This is a genomic window from Butyrivibrio sp. AE2015 (assembly GCF_000420825.1).
In the GTDB taxonomy this organism is placed as follows: domain Bacteria; phylum Bacillota; class Clostridia; order Lachnospirales; family Lachnospiraceae; genus Butyrivibrio.
This window is the reverse complement of record NZ_ATVR01000053.1, coordinates 1-15,076: the sequence shown is the minus strand read 5'-3', so window position 1 is coordinate 15,076 and position 15,076 is coordinate 1. Positions and strand designations below refer to the sequence as shown.

General features: G+C 40.8%; 12 protein-coding genes. 4 read left to right on the top strand and 8 right to left on the bottom strand.

The features are described 5' to 3' along the window. Positions 1–525: 525 nt before the first annotated feature. The 8 genes from G585_RS0115880 to G585_RS0115845 all read right to left on the bottom strand — a co-directional run bounded on the left by G585_RS0115880 (position 526) and on the right by G585_RS0115845 (position 9,701). Entirely contained in the window at positions 526–1,629 is a 1,104-nt protein-coding gene (locus G585_RS0115880) for an ROK family transcriptional regulator (protein ID WP_022776316.1), read from the bottom strand. Next, on the bottom strand, positions 1,629–2,972 hold the full coding sequence (locus tag G585_RS0115875; RefSeq protein WP_022776315.1) for a fucose isomerase: 1,344 nt from the start codon (positions 2,970–2,972) through the stop codon (positions 1,629–1,631). Before G585_RS0115875 ends, G585_RS0115880 begins: the two co-directional genes overlap by 1 nt. 23 nt (positions 2,973–2,995) lie before the next feature. After that, positions 2,996–3,724: a sulfite exporter TauE/SafE family protein gene (locus tag G585_RS0115870; RefSeq protein ID WP_022776313.1), complete on the bottom strand. Its 729-nt coding sequence runs from the start codon at positions 3,722–3,724 to the stop codon at positions 2,996–2,998. 2 nt (positions 3,725–3,726) lie between these two features. Then, positions 3,727–4,584: an NAD(P)-dependent oxidoreductase gene (locus tag G585_RS0115865; protein ID WP_022776312.1), complete on the bottom strand. Its 858-nt coding sequence runs from the start codon at positions 4,582–4,584 to the stop codon at positions 3,727–3,729. A 30-nt stretch (positions 4,585–4,614) separates the two neighbouring features. Further along, the gene (locus tag G585_RS0115860) at positions 4,615–5,301 is read right to left on the bottom strand and encodes a transaldolase family protein (RefSeq protein ID WP_022776311.1); all 687 of its coding nucleotides are present in this window, start codon (positions 5,299–5,301) and stop codon (positions 4,615–4,617) included. After that, a complete protein-coding gene (locus G585_RS18485; RefSeq protein WP_022776310.1) occupies positions 5,301–6,803 on the bottom strand; it encodes an MFS transporter in 1,503 nt (500 codons plus the stop codon). Before G585_RS18485 ends, G585_RS0115860 begins: the two co-directional genes overlap by 1 nt. A gap of 20 nt (positions 6,804–6,823) precedes the next feature. Continuing rightward, positions 6,824–8,806: an alpha-glucosidase gene (locus tag G585_RS18480; RefSeq protein WP_081644867.1), complete on the bottom strand. Its 1,983-nt coding sequence runs from the start codon at positions 8,804–8,806 to the stop codon at positions 6,824–6,826. A 70-nt stretch (positions 8,807–8,876) separates the two neighbouring features. Beyond that, positions 8,877–9,701 (bottom strand): alpha/beta hydrolase, encoded by an 825-nt coding sequence (locus tag G585_RS0115845; RefSeq protein ID WP_022776307.1) that lies wholly within the window; start codon positions 9,699–9,701, stop codon positions 8,877–8,879. Between the two features lie 177 nt (positions 9,702–9,878). Here G585_RS0115845 and G585_RS0115840 point away from each other — a divergent pair, with 177 nt between their 5' ends. The 4 genes from G585_RS0115840 to G585_RS18475 form a co-directional block, all read left to right on the top strand. Continuing rightward, a complete protein-coding gene (locus G585_RS0115840) occupies positions 9,879–11,654 on the top strand; it encodes a sensor domain-containing phosphodiesterase (RefSeq protein WP_022776306.1) in 1,776 nt (591 codons plus the stop codon). A gap of 47 nt (positions 11,655–11,701) precedes the next feature. Continuing rightward, positions 11,702–12,607 (top strand): arginase, encoded by a 906-nt coding sequence (gene rocF, locus G585_RS0115835; RefSeq protein ID WP_034482605.1) that lies wholly within the window; start codon positions 11,702–11,704, stop codon positions 12,605–12,607. Between the two features lie 20 nt (positions 12,608–12,627). After that, on the top strand, positions 12,628–14,355 hold the full coding sequence (locus tag G585_RS0115830) for an MATE family efflux transporter (RefSeq protein ID WP_022776303.1): 1,728 nt from the start codon (positions 12,628–12,630) through the stop codon (positions 14,353–14,355). A 22-nt stretch (positions 14,356–14,377) separates the two neighbouring features. Next, positions 14,378–15,076 (top strand): hypothetical protein (locus G585_RS18475; protein ID WP_034482603.1); only part of this gene is annotated, 699 nt, incomplete at its 3' end.

Sequence of the window (15,076 nt, the reverse complement as noted above, 5' to 3'; positions counted from 1 at the left end):
AAAATCTGACACAGCATGTCGAATTACTAAGCAAAGACATGGTATCTGAGTCAAAATCACTAACAACATGTCTGAACCACTATACAAAGCATGTGATACTTGCAAAAAATCTCCAATTCATGTCAGAAGCCTATGCACAAGGCATGAAAATCGAGAAAAATCTCTCGTAGCATGCTATAGCCAGGTAAATCTTTATGTTTTCAATATCCCAAGTCTCCAGCTGATTCAATTTCAGCCATCCCTACTGTTCTCGGAGTCAGAGCCTGAGGCATAAAACCCAGCCACACCGAAGGTGCCTGCCATTGACGGGTTCTGAGGAAAACGCTAAAATGCTGAATTCGACGGTGCATGAATCTAACTACTGTTCCCATCATCCTCACCGTCGGCTCACAGACCAATGCGTTTTCCTCAGGCTCAGTCAATGGTGGCGTACTCAGCCGCAATCTAAACTTATCAAAGTAAGTAAGGTAACAGTTCAAATGCCTTATGTTTAATAAGTCATTAGAACCGTCCCAATGTCTTCCCTTAATTTATCACACTATTAAAAAACACAGCCACTGGGCCGATGTAGTTTTCTTTTCCGGAAAGTGAGGTGTATAGGATCCTGTTTTCGTTGTAGGACGGATCATACTCACTGCAATAGGAAATAAGCTTTTGGCGCAGTTTACTATCTGCAAATAGTGGCCCCGAAAGGATTATTCTGTTTGGGGCTATTATTGAGCAGGTATTTACTATACTTCTGGCAAAAAGATCTATGGAATAGTCTCGCTTTTCTTTGCTTTCGATTTTTGAAAAAGCTTCGGCGGATAGAAGAGTTTCAAGGCATCCTCTTTTCCCGCAGCTGCATTTTCTGCCATTTTTTTCTACGATCACATGGCCAAGCTCGGCTGTTTTTCCGTGACGGCCTTCATAAATCTTGTTGTCGATAACAATCGTGCTTCCAATTCCAGGGCCCCACTTGATCACCAGAAGAGAATCAAAGGTTTTACCGAAGCCGTAGATTATTTCTGCTGTTGCAAGGGCATCTACATTGTTTTTCACAAGAACCGGGAGATTAAAAGCTTTTCCAAAAATAGATTGAAGATTCACCTCCCGTCCCCAAATTCCATAAGCGTGAACAGAAACACCTGCCTTTTTATCTACGATTCCAGGAATACCGATACTTACGCATTTTATAAGGGCTTTCTTACCGGCAGTAAGCTTTTCCACAAGACTATTTGTTTTTCCTATGACAACATCAAGAAATGCTTCCGGCTCAGCTTCTTTATCTGTGTCAAAAGAGCTGATAAGAGCGCCATTATCCAGAATATTTCCCTTTACATCACAAATGGCAACTGTTGTGAGCTCAGACTCAATATTTATAGCCAGTACATAGCCATAGTTCTGGTTAAGATCCAAAAGAACCTTTTTCCTGCCGGCTGTTCCCTGGCTCTCGCTTATAGAGCCGAGTTCAATTAGAGCGCCCTCGGATATAAGGCCTGTTGTGATCTGAGTCACAGAAGCAGCAGTAAGGCCGGTTATCCTGGCAATATCTTTCCTTGATATGGGGCCATTGTTATTTATGCATTTAAGTATCAGGGAGCGGTTTTCGATTTTTACCCGCTCCATATTTATTCCGACTTTTCTCATTAGTACCTTTCAATGCTTATGTTCAGCATATGTGCCAGTATTTCAAGTTCTGTTGCAACATCTCCATATATTACTACGTAATGAGGCTCCCATCCACCTTCAACTGTAGAATATATTATTTTTTCTGCCAAAGAGTCCGTTTTAACTACAAGAGAAGTCCCTAGAAACTGTTTTGGCTTATCAAGAGCTTCGCCGGTTGCTAAAAAGAATCTGAAAGCCCCTTCAGGAGTTCTTCCAATCCTGAAGATTGTTACTTTCTCCGAGGGCTTGCAGCCAAATTCAAGGGTAGGACCGATGTGTCTGTTACAGTGCTCACCTACAACAGCGCCTGTATCTTCTCTTGCCAGACTGCAGGCTGCGGTGCCGCAGTGCCAAAAAGAGATTGTATTTTCTTTTTCATCTAAGGAGACAGGATCGCCAAAAAAAGTAGCGTTTTGCGTAAGCTGCATTCCAAGGTACATGGAAAGAGCGCCATAAGTGTCTGCTTCGCAGCTGCTTGCTATACCAAGATCATTTAACATAGCAAGTACAGCGCATACAGGAGTTCCAAAGCTTGTGAAGAAATCAGGCCAGCAACGGGATGCCAATGCACCAATATTATTTTCAGTCACATATTCTTTGTAAGCCTTGTAGAGCCTTGCAAAGTCTTTTGCGTTCTTTTCGGGGGTCTTATCAAGGCCAACCATGCGCTTTTTAGCATCTTCCAGAAATGAAAGACATTCCTCATCGGAATAGCTTTTTGCCTTGTCGATCAGTTCTCTTGCCTCTATAGATTCAAGATGAACACCAAAGGTCTCAAGAAGTTCAAGGTCTAAGGCTCTTCCAAAGCCAAATCCCTGAGGCGTGTGGCCGATTGCTGCAATCTTGAGATTTCTCATATCAAATAAAAGCTTGGCAGCTCTTACGGTTGCGCTTATCTTTTCTTCCACCTTTTTTTCAGATGGAGCACCAAAGATGTACTCAAATGGCTCTTTTTTGAAGGCTTTGATGGCTCCTGCAGCGGAGTAGGCCCCTGTCAGCGAGTTCAGGCGAAGCCTTCCTCCGTCAATCACGGGTTCTCTTAGTGTCCACAAAAGTAGAGGGACACTACTAAAATGATGCATGACCTCTGAGGCGTAGGCTGCATTAGCGAAGGTTACATTCTGAAGAACAATAAGGTCCGGATCTATTTCTTCAAGAAAAGCCTTCAATTTGTCTATAGAAAGAAGCATCTCGGAAGGAACTTTTACGTTTTCACAAAAACCTCGCAGGAGCTCTGCGGATTCTTCAAAAAGCTTCCCCGCGCTTTCAAGGTGAAAAGTAGGAACTCCTACCGGAATATATGCTACTTGAAATTCTTTCATAATGGTTATTTCTCCTTAGAAAATTACTTAAAAAACAGTGATATACCTGAGATGAGTAGTAAAACATAGGTCAGCTTTACGAAAAAGCTCTGGGACATTTTTTTATAAAGAACTGATCCTGCAAACATTCCTCCCAGCAAAAATGGAACAGATATAAAGCTGGACCTGACAACATCAGGGGGAAAAGAGCCACTATAAATATGACTCAAAAAAATGATTCCGTTCAGGAAAATCCAGGTGGTTGATATAGTTGCTCTAAAAGAGCTCTTTTCAGGGACCTTTTTTGTCATATATGCGATGAGAAGTGGTCCCCCGCAAACATACATGCCATGCACTATTCCGGCAGCTAATAGAAGCAGATTGAGAACAGGTTCGCTAAGGCTTTTTTCAGGAGATTTTCTGAAAATATTTACAAGCCCCGAAAGAGCAATAGTGACAACTATTAAGCCCAAAATCCAGTAAAGAAGGCGTGTATTTGATAACAATAGTTTTTTTATAAAAAGACCTGCTATCACCATTACACCCATCACAAACACAACCTTTTTCAGAACTTTTTTGTTGATGTATTCCCTGTTACCTATAAAGACATAGATACCGGAAAGAAGCCCCAAAAGGTTCAGGACCGGCACAGCAGTCCCCATGCCCACAAGGCGAAGGGATGCAGGCATTGCAAGAATAGTACCTGCAAAGCCTGTGATTCCCTGAATTATATTGGATAGTAGTATTACAAGGTAAAAAAGAAATTCATTCATTTTTATTCGCCGCGAACCACCTTAATTGTTGCAGAAAAGTCCTCTTTACCAAGTCCCATTTCTAGAGCCTTGTCGTAAACTCTTGCTGCATTTTCTTCGCCGGGCATATTAAATCCGCATTCTTTTGCAAGATTAAGGCAGATATGCACGTCTTTGTGTTCGTTTTCAATTGAGAAGGCAGTTGTAAAATCTTCTTTTTCAAGAACTTCTTTTTTGGAATCGAGATACCAGTTGCCGGCGCCGCCATAGGAGATTGCTTCCGCGTAGGCGGGGATGTCGATGCCGTTTTTCTTAGCCAGAGTCATGGTTTCATTTACACCATTTTGAATCTGGGATACAAGGGCATTGTGACAGATCTTCATTACAAGTCCTTTGCCGTTATCGCCCATTCTTATGACATTTTCGCCCATATATAGGAGGATAGGGCGGATGCTTTCGTAGACTTCCTGACTTCCGCCTACGTATATGCCAAGCTTTCCTGCGATGGCTGCGGGCTTACTTTTTACAACCGGAGCATCCGCAAACTCAGCGCCTGTCTCCTTTACCTTTTTTGATATCTCCACAGATACTGAAGGGTCGATGGTTGACATGTCTATGCATGTCTGGCCTTTTTTAAGAACAGGAAGTATCTCGTCATAAACGGCTTTTGAATGCTCTGATTTTGGAACCATAGTGATAAAAACGCTGACATTTTCAGCAACTTCTTTGGAACTGCTGCATGGAACTGCGCCAATGGCAGCAAGTTTATCAACTTTTTCTTTTACATAATCAAATACATATACCTTGTCATCATGCTTTTTAATAATGTTCTCGCACATGGATTCACCCATTATGCCAAGACCAACAAATCCAATTTTCATTTTGCATCTCCTTGAAAAAGAAATTTTACATTAGTTTCCTGCAGTTTTATCCCAGGCATCCTGGAAGGTTTCTATTCCCTGACGAGTGAATGCATGGTGCATGGAATCTTTATATACAGCAAGACCTGCTGTAACTATGTCAGCACCTGCTACAGCGCAGTCAACGAACTGCTTTGGAGTGCGGACAGCAGCACAGATGATCTGCGTCTTACCATAGAAGCCATAGTTTTTGAAAATATCAACGATATCTTTGATGTACTGCTTGCAGTCTTCACCGTTTTGCTCCTTCCAGCCTATGAAAGGAGATACGAATAAGGAGCCGTTCTTGGCCGGAAGAATTGCCTGGGCAGGAGAGAAGATCAGGGTTACATTAGTCCTTACACCTTCCTTTTCAAGCCTTCTTGCGGCAGTTACACCTTCTTCGGTTGCAGGAATCTTGATTACAAAGTTTTTGCAGATTGCAGCGATCTTTTTTGCCTCAGAAACCATTTCATCTGCATTATCAATGTGTGGGTTGATCTCAACGGAAACCGGGAATTTTTCATAGCCCTCAAGGCCTTCTTCCTTTATCCAGTTTGCGATATCTGTGATCGCTGTAAGGAAGGGCTTTCCGGAAGCTTGAATGTGTCTTGGATTGGTAGTTACGCCATCTATGCCAAAAGTGTTATAAGCCTCCCTGATTTCATCCATTTTTGCGCTGTCTAAAAAGTATTTCATTATAAACTTCCTCCTAATTTTTCATCAGTACGTGTACTGATTGCATTCTCAACATTCCAAAGCTTGTCAAACTTATATCCTGTAACTTTCTCGCAAACTGCTATTTCTTCAGCAGTAGCGGTACTATTATCTTCACCTTTTCTTCTTTCTATTTCCTTGCAGATGATCTCATATTCTTTTTTGGTAACAGGGAATATGATTGCCAGGAAAAGAGTGATAAGAAGCAGCAAAAGCTGAGCAAAAACATAGATATATGCTATGCCGCGCTGAGTTGAAGCAGCCTGACGCATTCCTGCGCTTGCAAGGTTCTCATCATAGCCGACCATAGCCAGTAAAACGCCGATGACTGCTGATGAAAGACCGGCAGCGATCTTTCTTGTAAAGGTGGCCATTCCCGAGCATATACCCGGCCTGTTTATAGATGTAATAAGCTCATCGACTTCAACAAGATCGTTTAAAAGAGCATAAATACTGATCGAAGTTCCGGCCATAGCGATACCTATAACAAAGGAAAGAGCAAGGATTACGGTGAAAGGGGCCCCTTCATAAGAGAAGAAGAGCATAGCAAAAGATGCCAGCATTCTCACAGGTGTACCAAACAGAATTGGAGCTTTCTTGGATGTCTTGGACATTACAGGTCCAAATAGGATCATGCCAAGAAACTGGGAAACGAGGATAACTCCCATGAGCTTTGTGAAATTGCCGCCACCGTAAGCGTTAAGAACATCATCGATGTAATAAACAGCAAGACCTGTAACAAAATCAGCTGCGGCCTGTCCAAAAATGAAAATAAGAACAAAGAGTTTGAATGATCTGCTTCTAAATACAGTAAAGGACTGAGAAAATGTGGCAGCAAAGCTGACTTTTCGGATTTTCTTTTGCCTCTCCCATGTGCCTGCAAAGGTTACCAGAATGGCAACAAGGAAGATCACAGCAAATATCAGTGCAACTGTGAGATACTCAGAAGCATCAGTGTTGTCCTTTATCATAAGAGTTGGTACAAGTCCGGCGATAATAGCACCGAGAGAAGAGAATATCATTCTTGTTCCGGAATACTTGGATCTTAGTGTGTAATCCGAGATCATATCCGGTAAAAGACCGTTATAAGGAACCATAACGATCGTAAATCCGGTAGAGAACAGCATGTACATAAGTACATAGAAAATATACTGGCCTGCAATGCTTCCGCCAGCTAAAAAAGGAACCCACATCACAACGAAAGTGATGGCAGAAATAATGCTTCCAACAAGGATCCAGAATCTTTTGGCCCCAAATTTGGACTGAGTTCTGTCGGCAATATTGCCCATCATAGGATCAGTAACAGCATCCCATATCTTGCCTATCAGAGGAATAGTGCCAACCAGCGCCGGTGGCATTCCCAGGGCTTTAGTAAGAAATACTGTGAAAAAGGTGCTGATAACAACAAAAGCACCTCCGCCATAAATATCAGCAAAACCGTAGCAGATTCTTGAAAGTAGTTTTTCGCTTTTATCTTTTCCCATATTTACCCCCAATTGTGTAATTACAAGTTGTCAGTTACTTCAATAAGCTTCTCAAATTGTTCTGCATTTTTTCTTACAAATACAGGCGGCATCCCGACCTTCCCTTCGATTTCATAATTTCCGCCCTTGTATTCTTTTTTTGAAAACAGATGGATCCAGGTATCATCCGGTAAATATACGTTCCTTGATTCAGAGTTTTCTTTTAGCACAGGAGCAACCAGAATATCCCGCCCCAACAGGTATTCTGTTTTCTCTGTGTAGGCATCTTTTTCATCATAGTGGTAAAAGAGAGGCCGCATGACAGGGAGTGCCCTGGCTGCATTTTCTTCCACGCACTCTTTGATGTAAAAAGCTAATCTTTCATGAAGCCGTGATGAACGTGAAAGCTGCTCCAAAAGTTCGTCATCCCCATCAAACTGAACATTTCTTGATGGCTGATTACCCTCATGACTTCTAAAAAGAGGTGAAAATACATTCATTTCTTCCCAACGAAGAAGCAGTTCTTTTGACCTGGTCATATGCATTATTGTTGTGTAACCGCCAACATCTGAATGAGTAAGACCATAGCCGCTCATAGCAAGAGACAGTGTTGCAGGAATAACAGATGCTATTCCATCGTCTACAGACCAGTCCACGTGCTGATCGCCGGTCCACATCATGGCCGAAGCGCTGATGGTTCCTGTGTGTCCTGCCCTGGTAAAAAAGAACACGTCATCTGATACGCCACATTCCTTAATTGCTTCTTTATTCATCTGAGCCCAGATAGAAGGCCATCTGTTGTGAAGCTTTTGCGGGTCTTCGCCGCTAAAAAGCACACAGTCAAGCGGCAGATATTCACCAAAATCAGCCATCCAACCGCCCATGCCAAGACCGATCATGTTTTCCTTTATCAGGGATTTGTACCAGTCATAGGCCTTGGGATTAGTGAAGTCAACCATAGCTGCGGGAAAAGTTGTGATAGTGACAAGGTAGTCGCTGCCATCTTTTGCCTTGACGCAGAAGCCTTCCTTTGACGCAGTTTTGTAAAGCTCTCCTTCCAGTGCGATAAAAGGATTTATGTAGCCAAGAAAGCGAATTCCCTTTTGTTTCCATTCTTTTATCTTGATATCAAGGTTGTGGTAGAGGTCCTTATCCCACTGCCAGTTCCACATTACCTGATAACCAAAGCCTGTCCGCCTGCAGCCGCACCAGTCCTGGGACCAGATACCGCAGACCTTTCCGCCTTTGTCTTCAACTTTTTTTATCTTTTCATCGATTTTCTCAGTGCCTTCCTGTATAGCCAGGATCGCTCCCTTGTAGACCCAGGATGGGAGAGTGCGCTGGTGGCCTAAAAGCTCTGACAGCTTACCTGAAAGTTCTTCGAAGCTTTGAGCTTTGTAGTAGTAGATAACAGGAGTTTCCTGCGTGTATAGCGTTATATGATCTTTTTTCCTGAAATCGAATTCTGAATATGCACTTACATCAACATGTATGAAGTATTTTTCACTGGACACGAAGGTTGGCTGTGCATAGTAGGATTCATATTTGTCAAAAGACAAGGTTTTTTCCGGATGTTTTCCGAAGATTTTTTCTTTGATGATCTTTTTACCGATGCGATTTGCATTTTGATGCTCTGCCACAAAGATTCGGACCTTTTCCCCTTTGAGGTCGAATTTGGAATATGTCTCCCCGCAACCATAAATGTGCTCGCTTTCATTACTTTTAAGCCTGATCCAGAACCTGTTAAACTTTCCGGTGTCACCAAGGAAAGAAAGCTTTGTGATGCCGTTATCCAAAGTGGTGATCTGAGCTTTAACAGTAATGTCTGAATGAGCCGCTTTGAATTTAATGGTAGTCACATTCTCAGAGGTATCTGATGAAACATGATCCAACTTGATCTTCTGATCGATATGCTGCCTGTATTTAAAGCTGCCGCGACTCATTTTGAAATCATTTGTGCCGCTCCCCACCTGCAGCTCAAGCTGTTCAAAACTTTTTTGATTAATGGATATCACTCCCTTCATGTCAATTAATTAAACGCTTTAATTAATTATAAATTATACAAGCTGCCAACTGTGATATCAAGAGGCCGCATCAATTTTTGTTTTCAAACAGCCATTCTAGAAAGGAATCATCTGCCATCACGGCGAGATCAGACTGGTGATACCCGGTAAGAGCACCACACTTAAGCATTTCTTCATTGGAAAAAGTTGTGAGATATACATTTTCTGAGCCCATTGCTTTTAGGGTAGAGTAAGCAGATTTGCTGACAGTCACAGGAATTACATTGTCATTTTCAGCATGGGCAAACCACAGAGGAATATCTTTTATCTTAGAAAGATCCGATGTTGAATCTTTTGAGTAGGTCAGAGCAGGGCACATACATATGGCGCCGGCGATATCTTCAGAGTAAGATTCCAGAAACTCAATTGTTGCAAGCCCTCCAAAAGAATTGCCTAAAACATAGATTCTGTCAGGATCGACTTTTCCGTCAGATATGAGCTTATCCGAGATTTCTTTTAACTTGGAATACATACTATCCCTGTTTGACTTGGCAAGGAATATATTGTCTTCAATAGCGGGCGCAATGAGATAACATGGCCTCAAAGCCTGGCTTTCCTCGCTTGTTATCGTAGATACGATCTTTGTGTTTTGTGAAATATCATTTTCTCCATACCCATGAAATACGATGACGAGGGGCATATCTGTGCCATCTTCAGGAGTGAAGAGGTGATAGTCAAAAGAAATATCGCCTTCAGCTTTTTTTGTCTCAAAGCCGGAACAGGCGACATCTTCTGTAGGAGTAGCTGCGCTTTGTGCGCACCCTCCCAGTAGCAGTGATATTAAAAGCGAAATGCATAGAATTTTAAGAATACCTTTTTTCATACTGATAATCTCACCAAAAAATAATTTTAGCATATGCATCTCCCATGTAGTACTATAGTCAGGTGAAAAAAAGTATATGAGGGAAGGTAAATTGATAATGAAAAAGTTAACTCAAAATTTATCTTTATTTTAGATATATATTATCAATAAAATACTTTTCTTTTATATGATTTATTTATAGAAAAAAAATGGGGCGAAGGAGAAATTCTTTTGTATAAACTCCCTGATGATATAAAAAAATCATATGAGAGTCTTAAAGTACCGATGATCATTATTGAACCTTTAGCAAGCGGTGATTTTGAGCTGCTTGCTATTTCTGATGGTTTTCTTGATTTTCATACTTTATCCAGAGAAGAGCTGTATGGGAAGTTTTCTGAAAGGGAAAAAGAAATTTTTTTCGAGAGGACTCATCCTGAGGAGAAGGATAAACTTCGCGCTATAAGCTTGGATTTTCTTGAAAAGAAAACAGACTATGACATTACCTTCAGGGTCAGAATGGATGATGGCTATCATCTCATAAATTCGATCGGCTATTGGCAAACCATGGAAGATGGGACAGATCTTGCTTTTTTAGTCTACCACGATGTTCAAAAACATGAAAATATGTTTGTCGAAATAGCAAATAAGTATAAGCTGTTTCAAAGGGACGAATTTTACGTTGATGCCTTAACTAACCTTCCAAATATAAACTATATAAATAAAAATGGTGACAATAAAATACAGGAAATCGTTGCCAGGGGCAAAAATCCGGTTGTTATTTACCTGGATATAGACTCCATGCAATCCTACAACAGGAGATATGAACTAAAAAGAGGCGATGAACTTTTGATCCTTGTTGCTAACATCCTTACGGCAGAGTTTCCACATGGAATAGTTGCACGTGTTTTCTCTGACCATTTTGCTGTTATTGATGCATATTTGAGTGATGAAGAGACAGTTAAAAAGATTGAAAGCGTCAATTCAAAGCTCAAATCAAGAGCCTTTGGAATAACAACGGGATTAAACGTAGGAATATATGTAGGCAACAAGAACGATTCACTAAAAGAATGCATTGACCACAGTGTAAGAGCCAACAAACTCGTTGGCGAGGATTTAAATAAGTACTACAGATTCTACACTGCAGAGGACGATTCTTTATACAATCATCAGAGATATATAATCGAAAACTTTTACACAGCAATGGACAACAACTGGATAAAGGTCTTTTACCAGTGTTTCCTGCGCATAGAAACCGGCAACGGAATGGGATTTGAAGCGCTTGCTCGATGGGTTGACCCTGAGAAAGGGACTATAAATCCTGATGATTTCATGCCCGCACTTGAAAAATATCATCTTATGCATGAGATGGATCTTTATATGTTTGAAACAGTGTGTAAAGAGATAAAGAGACGTTACGATGAGGGACTTCCTCTTTTACCGGTTTCCATCAATTTCTCCAGACAGGATTTTGATTATATTGATGTTATTGAAGAGATCAACAAGATCTATGATAAGTATGATATTAGTCAATACGGCATAGATAAGAGTTATTTTATCATCGAGATCACAGAGCAGGGGCTTGCTAAAGCTACAGATAAATTCTATGAACAGCTTAGAAAGATCCGGGAAAATGGCTACAAACTGTGGGTAGATGACTTTGGAAGCGGCTATTCATCCCTTAATGTATTCAGTAGTTTTGATATTGATCTTATCAAATTTGATATGAGCCTTCTGATAAATCTTGATGCACATAATGGGGCTAACAGAGTCATTTTAAAGGGAATGATAGATATTGCGCACGAGCTGGGAATCCATACTCTCTGTGAGGGAATGGAAACAGAGGAGCAAAAGGAGTTCCTGTTAAGCGCAGGATGCGAGCTCGGGCAGGGTTTCTTTTATCATAAGCCGGAGAGCCTTGATACCATTTTGGAGAGGCATCATAAAGCTATTCCTATTCCAAAGTGGGAATCAGAAAAAGAGAGACAAACACTGGATAATATTTGGTAGTTAATACGCGTATGTACATTGAATAAGCTATTATGAGGAAAAAAATTATGAGAAAAAAGAGCGTTGGAATCGTTGGTTCACAGATGGATCTTGGAGCTGTTAGAAAAGGTGTTGATATGGGGCCGCTTGCAATTCGGCACTCGGGGCTGATTCAAAAAATACGTGAAAATGGATATGAGGTTAAGGATTATGGCGATATTTTGCCCATGGTAGCAACGGATGAGGGCAATAGCAATATGCGGTATGAAAAAGAGATAAATGAAGCTAACAACAGGCTCTTTGAGCAAGTTATTAAGATACATGAGAGTGGAGCTTTTCCCATTATCCTTGGTGGGGATCACAGTATAGCTGCAGCCTCTGTCTCGGCCACTGCCCAGCATTATGGGGATATCGGAGTTATCTGGGTAGATGCTCATGGAGACTTTAACGATGACAAAATAACTCCCTCTGGAAATATACATGGTATGCCTCTTTCAGCAGTGTGCGGATGCGGACCTGATTCAATAGTCAGCTTTACAGGAGCGAGAGTTGATCCTCATAAGATTGCCATTGTAGGTGCAAGGGATTTAGATCCAGAGGAGGTCAAAAAATTAAAGAAAAATGGTGTAAATGTATTTTCTATAAGTGATATTCATCATTTTGGCATTAGAAAGATTATTGAGACAGCTATCGAGGTCACATCGGATGGCACGAAGGGAATTCATTTGAGTTTTGATATGGATGCACTTGACCCGGGGAATGCTCCCGGAGTGGGGACACCTGTAATGAATGGTCTTTCTAACAGAGAGGGATTTACTATTTGCGAGATTCTTTCAGATACTGACAGGCTCCTGGCAATAGATATGGTAGAAACCAATCCTCTTCTTGATAGCAGAAATGCAACAGGAGTATTAGCAGCAGAACTAATATTAACCTGTATAGGAAAAACTGACTATCAACTGTTTGGAATATGATCATAGGATAGGTGAGTTACATGGGCAAAATTCAATATAAGTATGAAAATCAATTCATAAGGCATAGCGCTGCGCGTTATATTTTTCCGCCTATGGTCGGAATGATATTTGCGCAGATTGCACCATTAGTTGATGGAGTATGTGTATCAAACTCTATGGGGGAGGAAGCTCTATCTGCTATCGGAACAGCCGGCCCAATTGGTTATGTTTTCAATATTATTGCAGCTTTGGGAGGAATCGGATGCGGAGTTTTAATTTCAAGATGTTCAGGAAGCGGTGAAAAGGCTAAAGCTGCCCGGATTTTTACACGCACGATACTCATGCTTGTTATTGCTTCGCTCATTTTGAGCATAGCCGGGATTATATTTATAGATCCGCTGCTAAAGCTCCTTTGTGCTACACCGGAAAATTATCCATACGCCAAAACTTATATTATGGTGACTTTGGTGGGTGCGGTATTTCTTGTCTTGAACTTTTCTGGAGACTATATTCTTGCAAATGACAATAACCAGAATTTAGCTATGGCTGGGGATATTACAGGTGCTATAGTAAATATCATTATTGATTTTGTGGGCGTATATGTATTTCACCGAGGAATAGAAATTGTCGCATTTGGAACTGTATTTGGTTCTGTATGCTGCGTTTTTGTTTATCTTTTACATTTCAGAAAAACTGACAGACTGTGCAGATTTGTTCCAATTAAGAAAATTGAAACGGATCCTAGTGATCTTGAAATTATCAAGCCAGGATGTGCCGAGGCAGTAATGTATCTTATGTTCTCAATACAGCTTGCAATCCAGAATTTTGCACTGCGTGAAAGTGCCGGAACAATAGGAATAAGTAACTCGGCTGTAATAGAAAATCTTCAGCTTGTGATCACTATAGTTATTGCAGGTGCAACTGATGCAATATATCCTATGGCAGCGGCTTATGACGGAGAGCAAAATGAAAGTGGAATGCTTATGGTCAAGCGCATGCTGACAAAATATGGATTTGCCATGCTGTTCCCGCTAGTTGCAATTTTGTGTCTGTTCCCACAACTTATGATCATCCCATATGGCATAGATGATCCGGTTATGTTGGCTTCTCTTCCTATTGCTATTCGTATTATCAGTGTGGGGGCGTTAATAACGCTTATAACCATGCTTTTAATTGATTATCTTTCAGCTATTGAGGAGGAAGGAAAAGCAACTTTGGCCTTAATTATGCAGTCAATCGTAACAATAGGATTTATTTTGCTTTTAAATCCATTCTTTGGAATGGATGCGCCCTGGTATGCTACGGTTATTGGAAGTATTGTGGCCCTCATTTATTTAAGCTTTTTCTGTAACAATTTAACCGAAGGAATATATAAATTTCATCAAAAGAACCTGCTTCTTTTGACAGGAGGCCGGTTTGATAAGGACCATTCTGATGGCTGGAACTGGAAGCAGGATGCGGATGGTATTCTAACCGAACAGGAAATTTCTATGGTAGAAGATAAACTCTTTACACCATTGATGAAGTCTGTTCCTGCCGGGATTTTTTTACAGACAAGTTTTACAATCTTGGAGCGTGATGATGGATTAAAGGCGGTAATCCTTCGCTATAAATCTAAAAAGGATTATATTGGTATAAATTCGGATATGCCGGAGCAAGATGAAGATGATGACGATTTTGCACCGAATATTTGTATAAGATCAGAATTTCTTGGGGCACGCAGACTGATGATCATTCTTAGCGGGGAGGAAGAAACAGATAATTCCTGAAGCATGGAGGGTAGATGCAGTCATGAAAGAATATAATATTGATGAATTATATACAGGATGTAGTGAAGAGACAATACCTGTAAAAGACAGCAATACAGTAGAATCTTATTTTGTAAAATATGATGTTCACTATTTAGCAGAGGACTATAATGTAGAAAGCTTTTGCAAGGAAAAAAATATACAAACGCAGGCTTTTCTTACTACCGCTTTTGCATTGACTCTAAAGTCATATACTGCATCGGAAGGAGCCTTTTTTACATGCATAAGTAATGGCAAAAAAGTTGCTGTTTGGCTTATATGTGATGCTAAGGAATCCATTCTTTCTGAAATCAAGCAATGTGAGAATTTTTTTAACAGTGATGAAGACAGCTATGAGAATATTGCCACAAAATTCAACCTGAAAGGTACTATATGCCTTGATCTTGATGGCAATTCAGCGCTTACATCGGGAACACAGCTTATGCTCAGAGTTGTAACTGAAGATAAAGGTATTACCTGGGAGTGTGAGTATGACTCGGCTGCTTTTTCAGAATATACAATAGATGGTTTACTTCGTATGTTTGGCAATATCATCCATGAGTTCATGAAAAAAGAGCACCTTGGAGATGTATGCCTTACCGCCAAATCTGATGAAGAGAAGATACTTAATATATATGATGCTTCAAGTCCATTTGAAGATAAGCCAGGATATCGCCATCTTCAGGATTCAGCTGAAAAGTAC

What these genes read in the sequence shown, in the direction of transcription:
- G585_RS0115870 (WP_022776313.1), bottom strand. Translation starts at nt 3,724, where the DNA reads ATGAATGAATTTCTTTTTTACCTTGTAATACTACTATCCAATATAATT.
- rocF (WP_034482605.1), top strand. Translation starts at nt 11,702, where the DNA reads ATGAGAAAAAAGAGCGTTGGAATCGTTGGTTCACAGATGGATCTTGGA.
- G585_RS0115865 (WP_022776312.1), bottom strand. Translation starts at nt 4,584, where the DNA reads ATGAAAATTGGATTTGTTGGTCTTGGCATAATGGGTGAATCCATGTGC.
- G585_RS18485 (WP_022776310.1), bottom strand. Translation starts at nt 6,803, where the DNA reads ATGGGAAAAGATAAAAGCGAAAAACTACTTTCAAGAATCTGCTACGGT.
- G585_RS0115880 (WP_022776316.1), bottom strand. Translation starts at nt 1,629, where the DNA reads ATGAGAAAAGTCGGAATAAATATGGAGCGGGTAAAAATCGAAAACCGC.
- G585_RS0115875 (WP_022776315.1), bottom strand. Translation starts at nt 2,972, where the DNA reads ATGAAAGAATTTCAAGTAGCATATATTCCGGTAGGAGTTCCTACTTTT.
- G585_RS0115830 (WP_022776303.1), top strand. Translation starts at nt 12,628, where the DNA reads ATGGGCAAAATTCAATATAAGTATGAAAATCAATTCATAAGGCATAGC.
- G585_RS0115860 (WP_022776311.1), bottom strand. Translation starts at nt 5,301, where the DNA reads ATGAAATACTTTTTAGACAGCGCAAAAATGGATGAAATCAGGGAGGCT.
- G585_RS18480 (WP_081644867.1), bottom strand. Translation starts at nt 8,806, where the DNA reads ATGAAGGGAGTGATATCCATTAATCAAAAAAGTTTTGAACAGCTTGAG.
- G585_RS0115845 (WP_022776307.1), bottom strand. Translation starts at nt 9,701, where the DNA reads ATGCTAAAATTATTTTTTGGTGAGATTATCAGTATGAAAAAAGGTATT.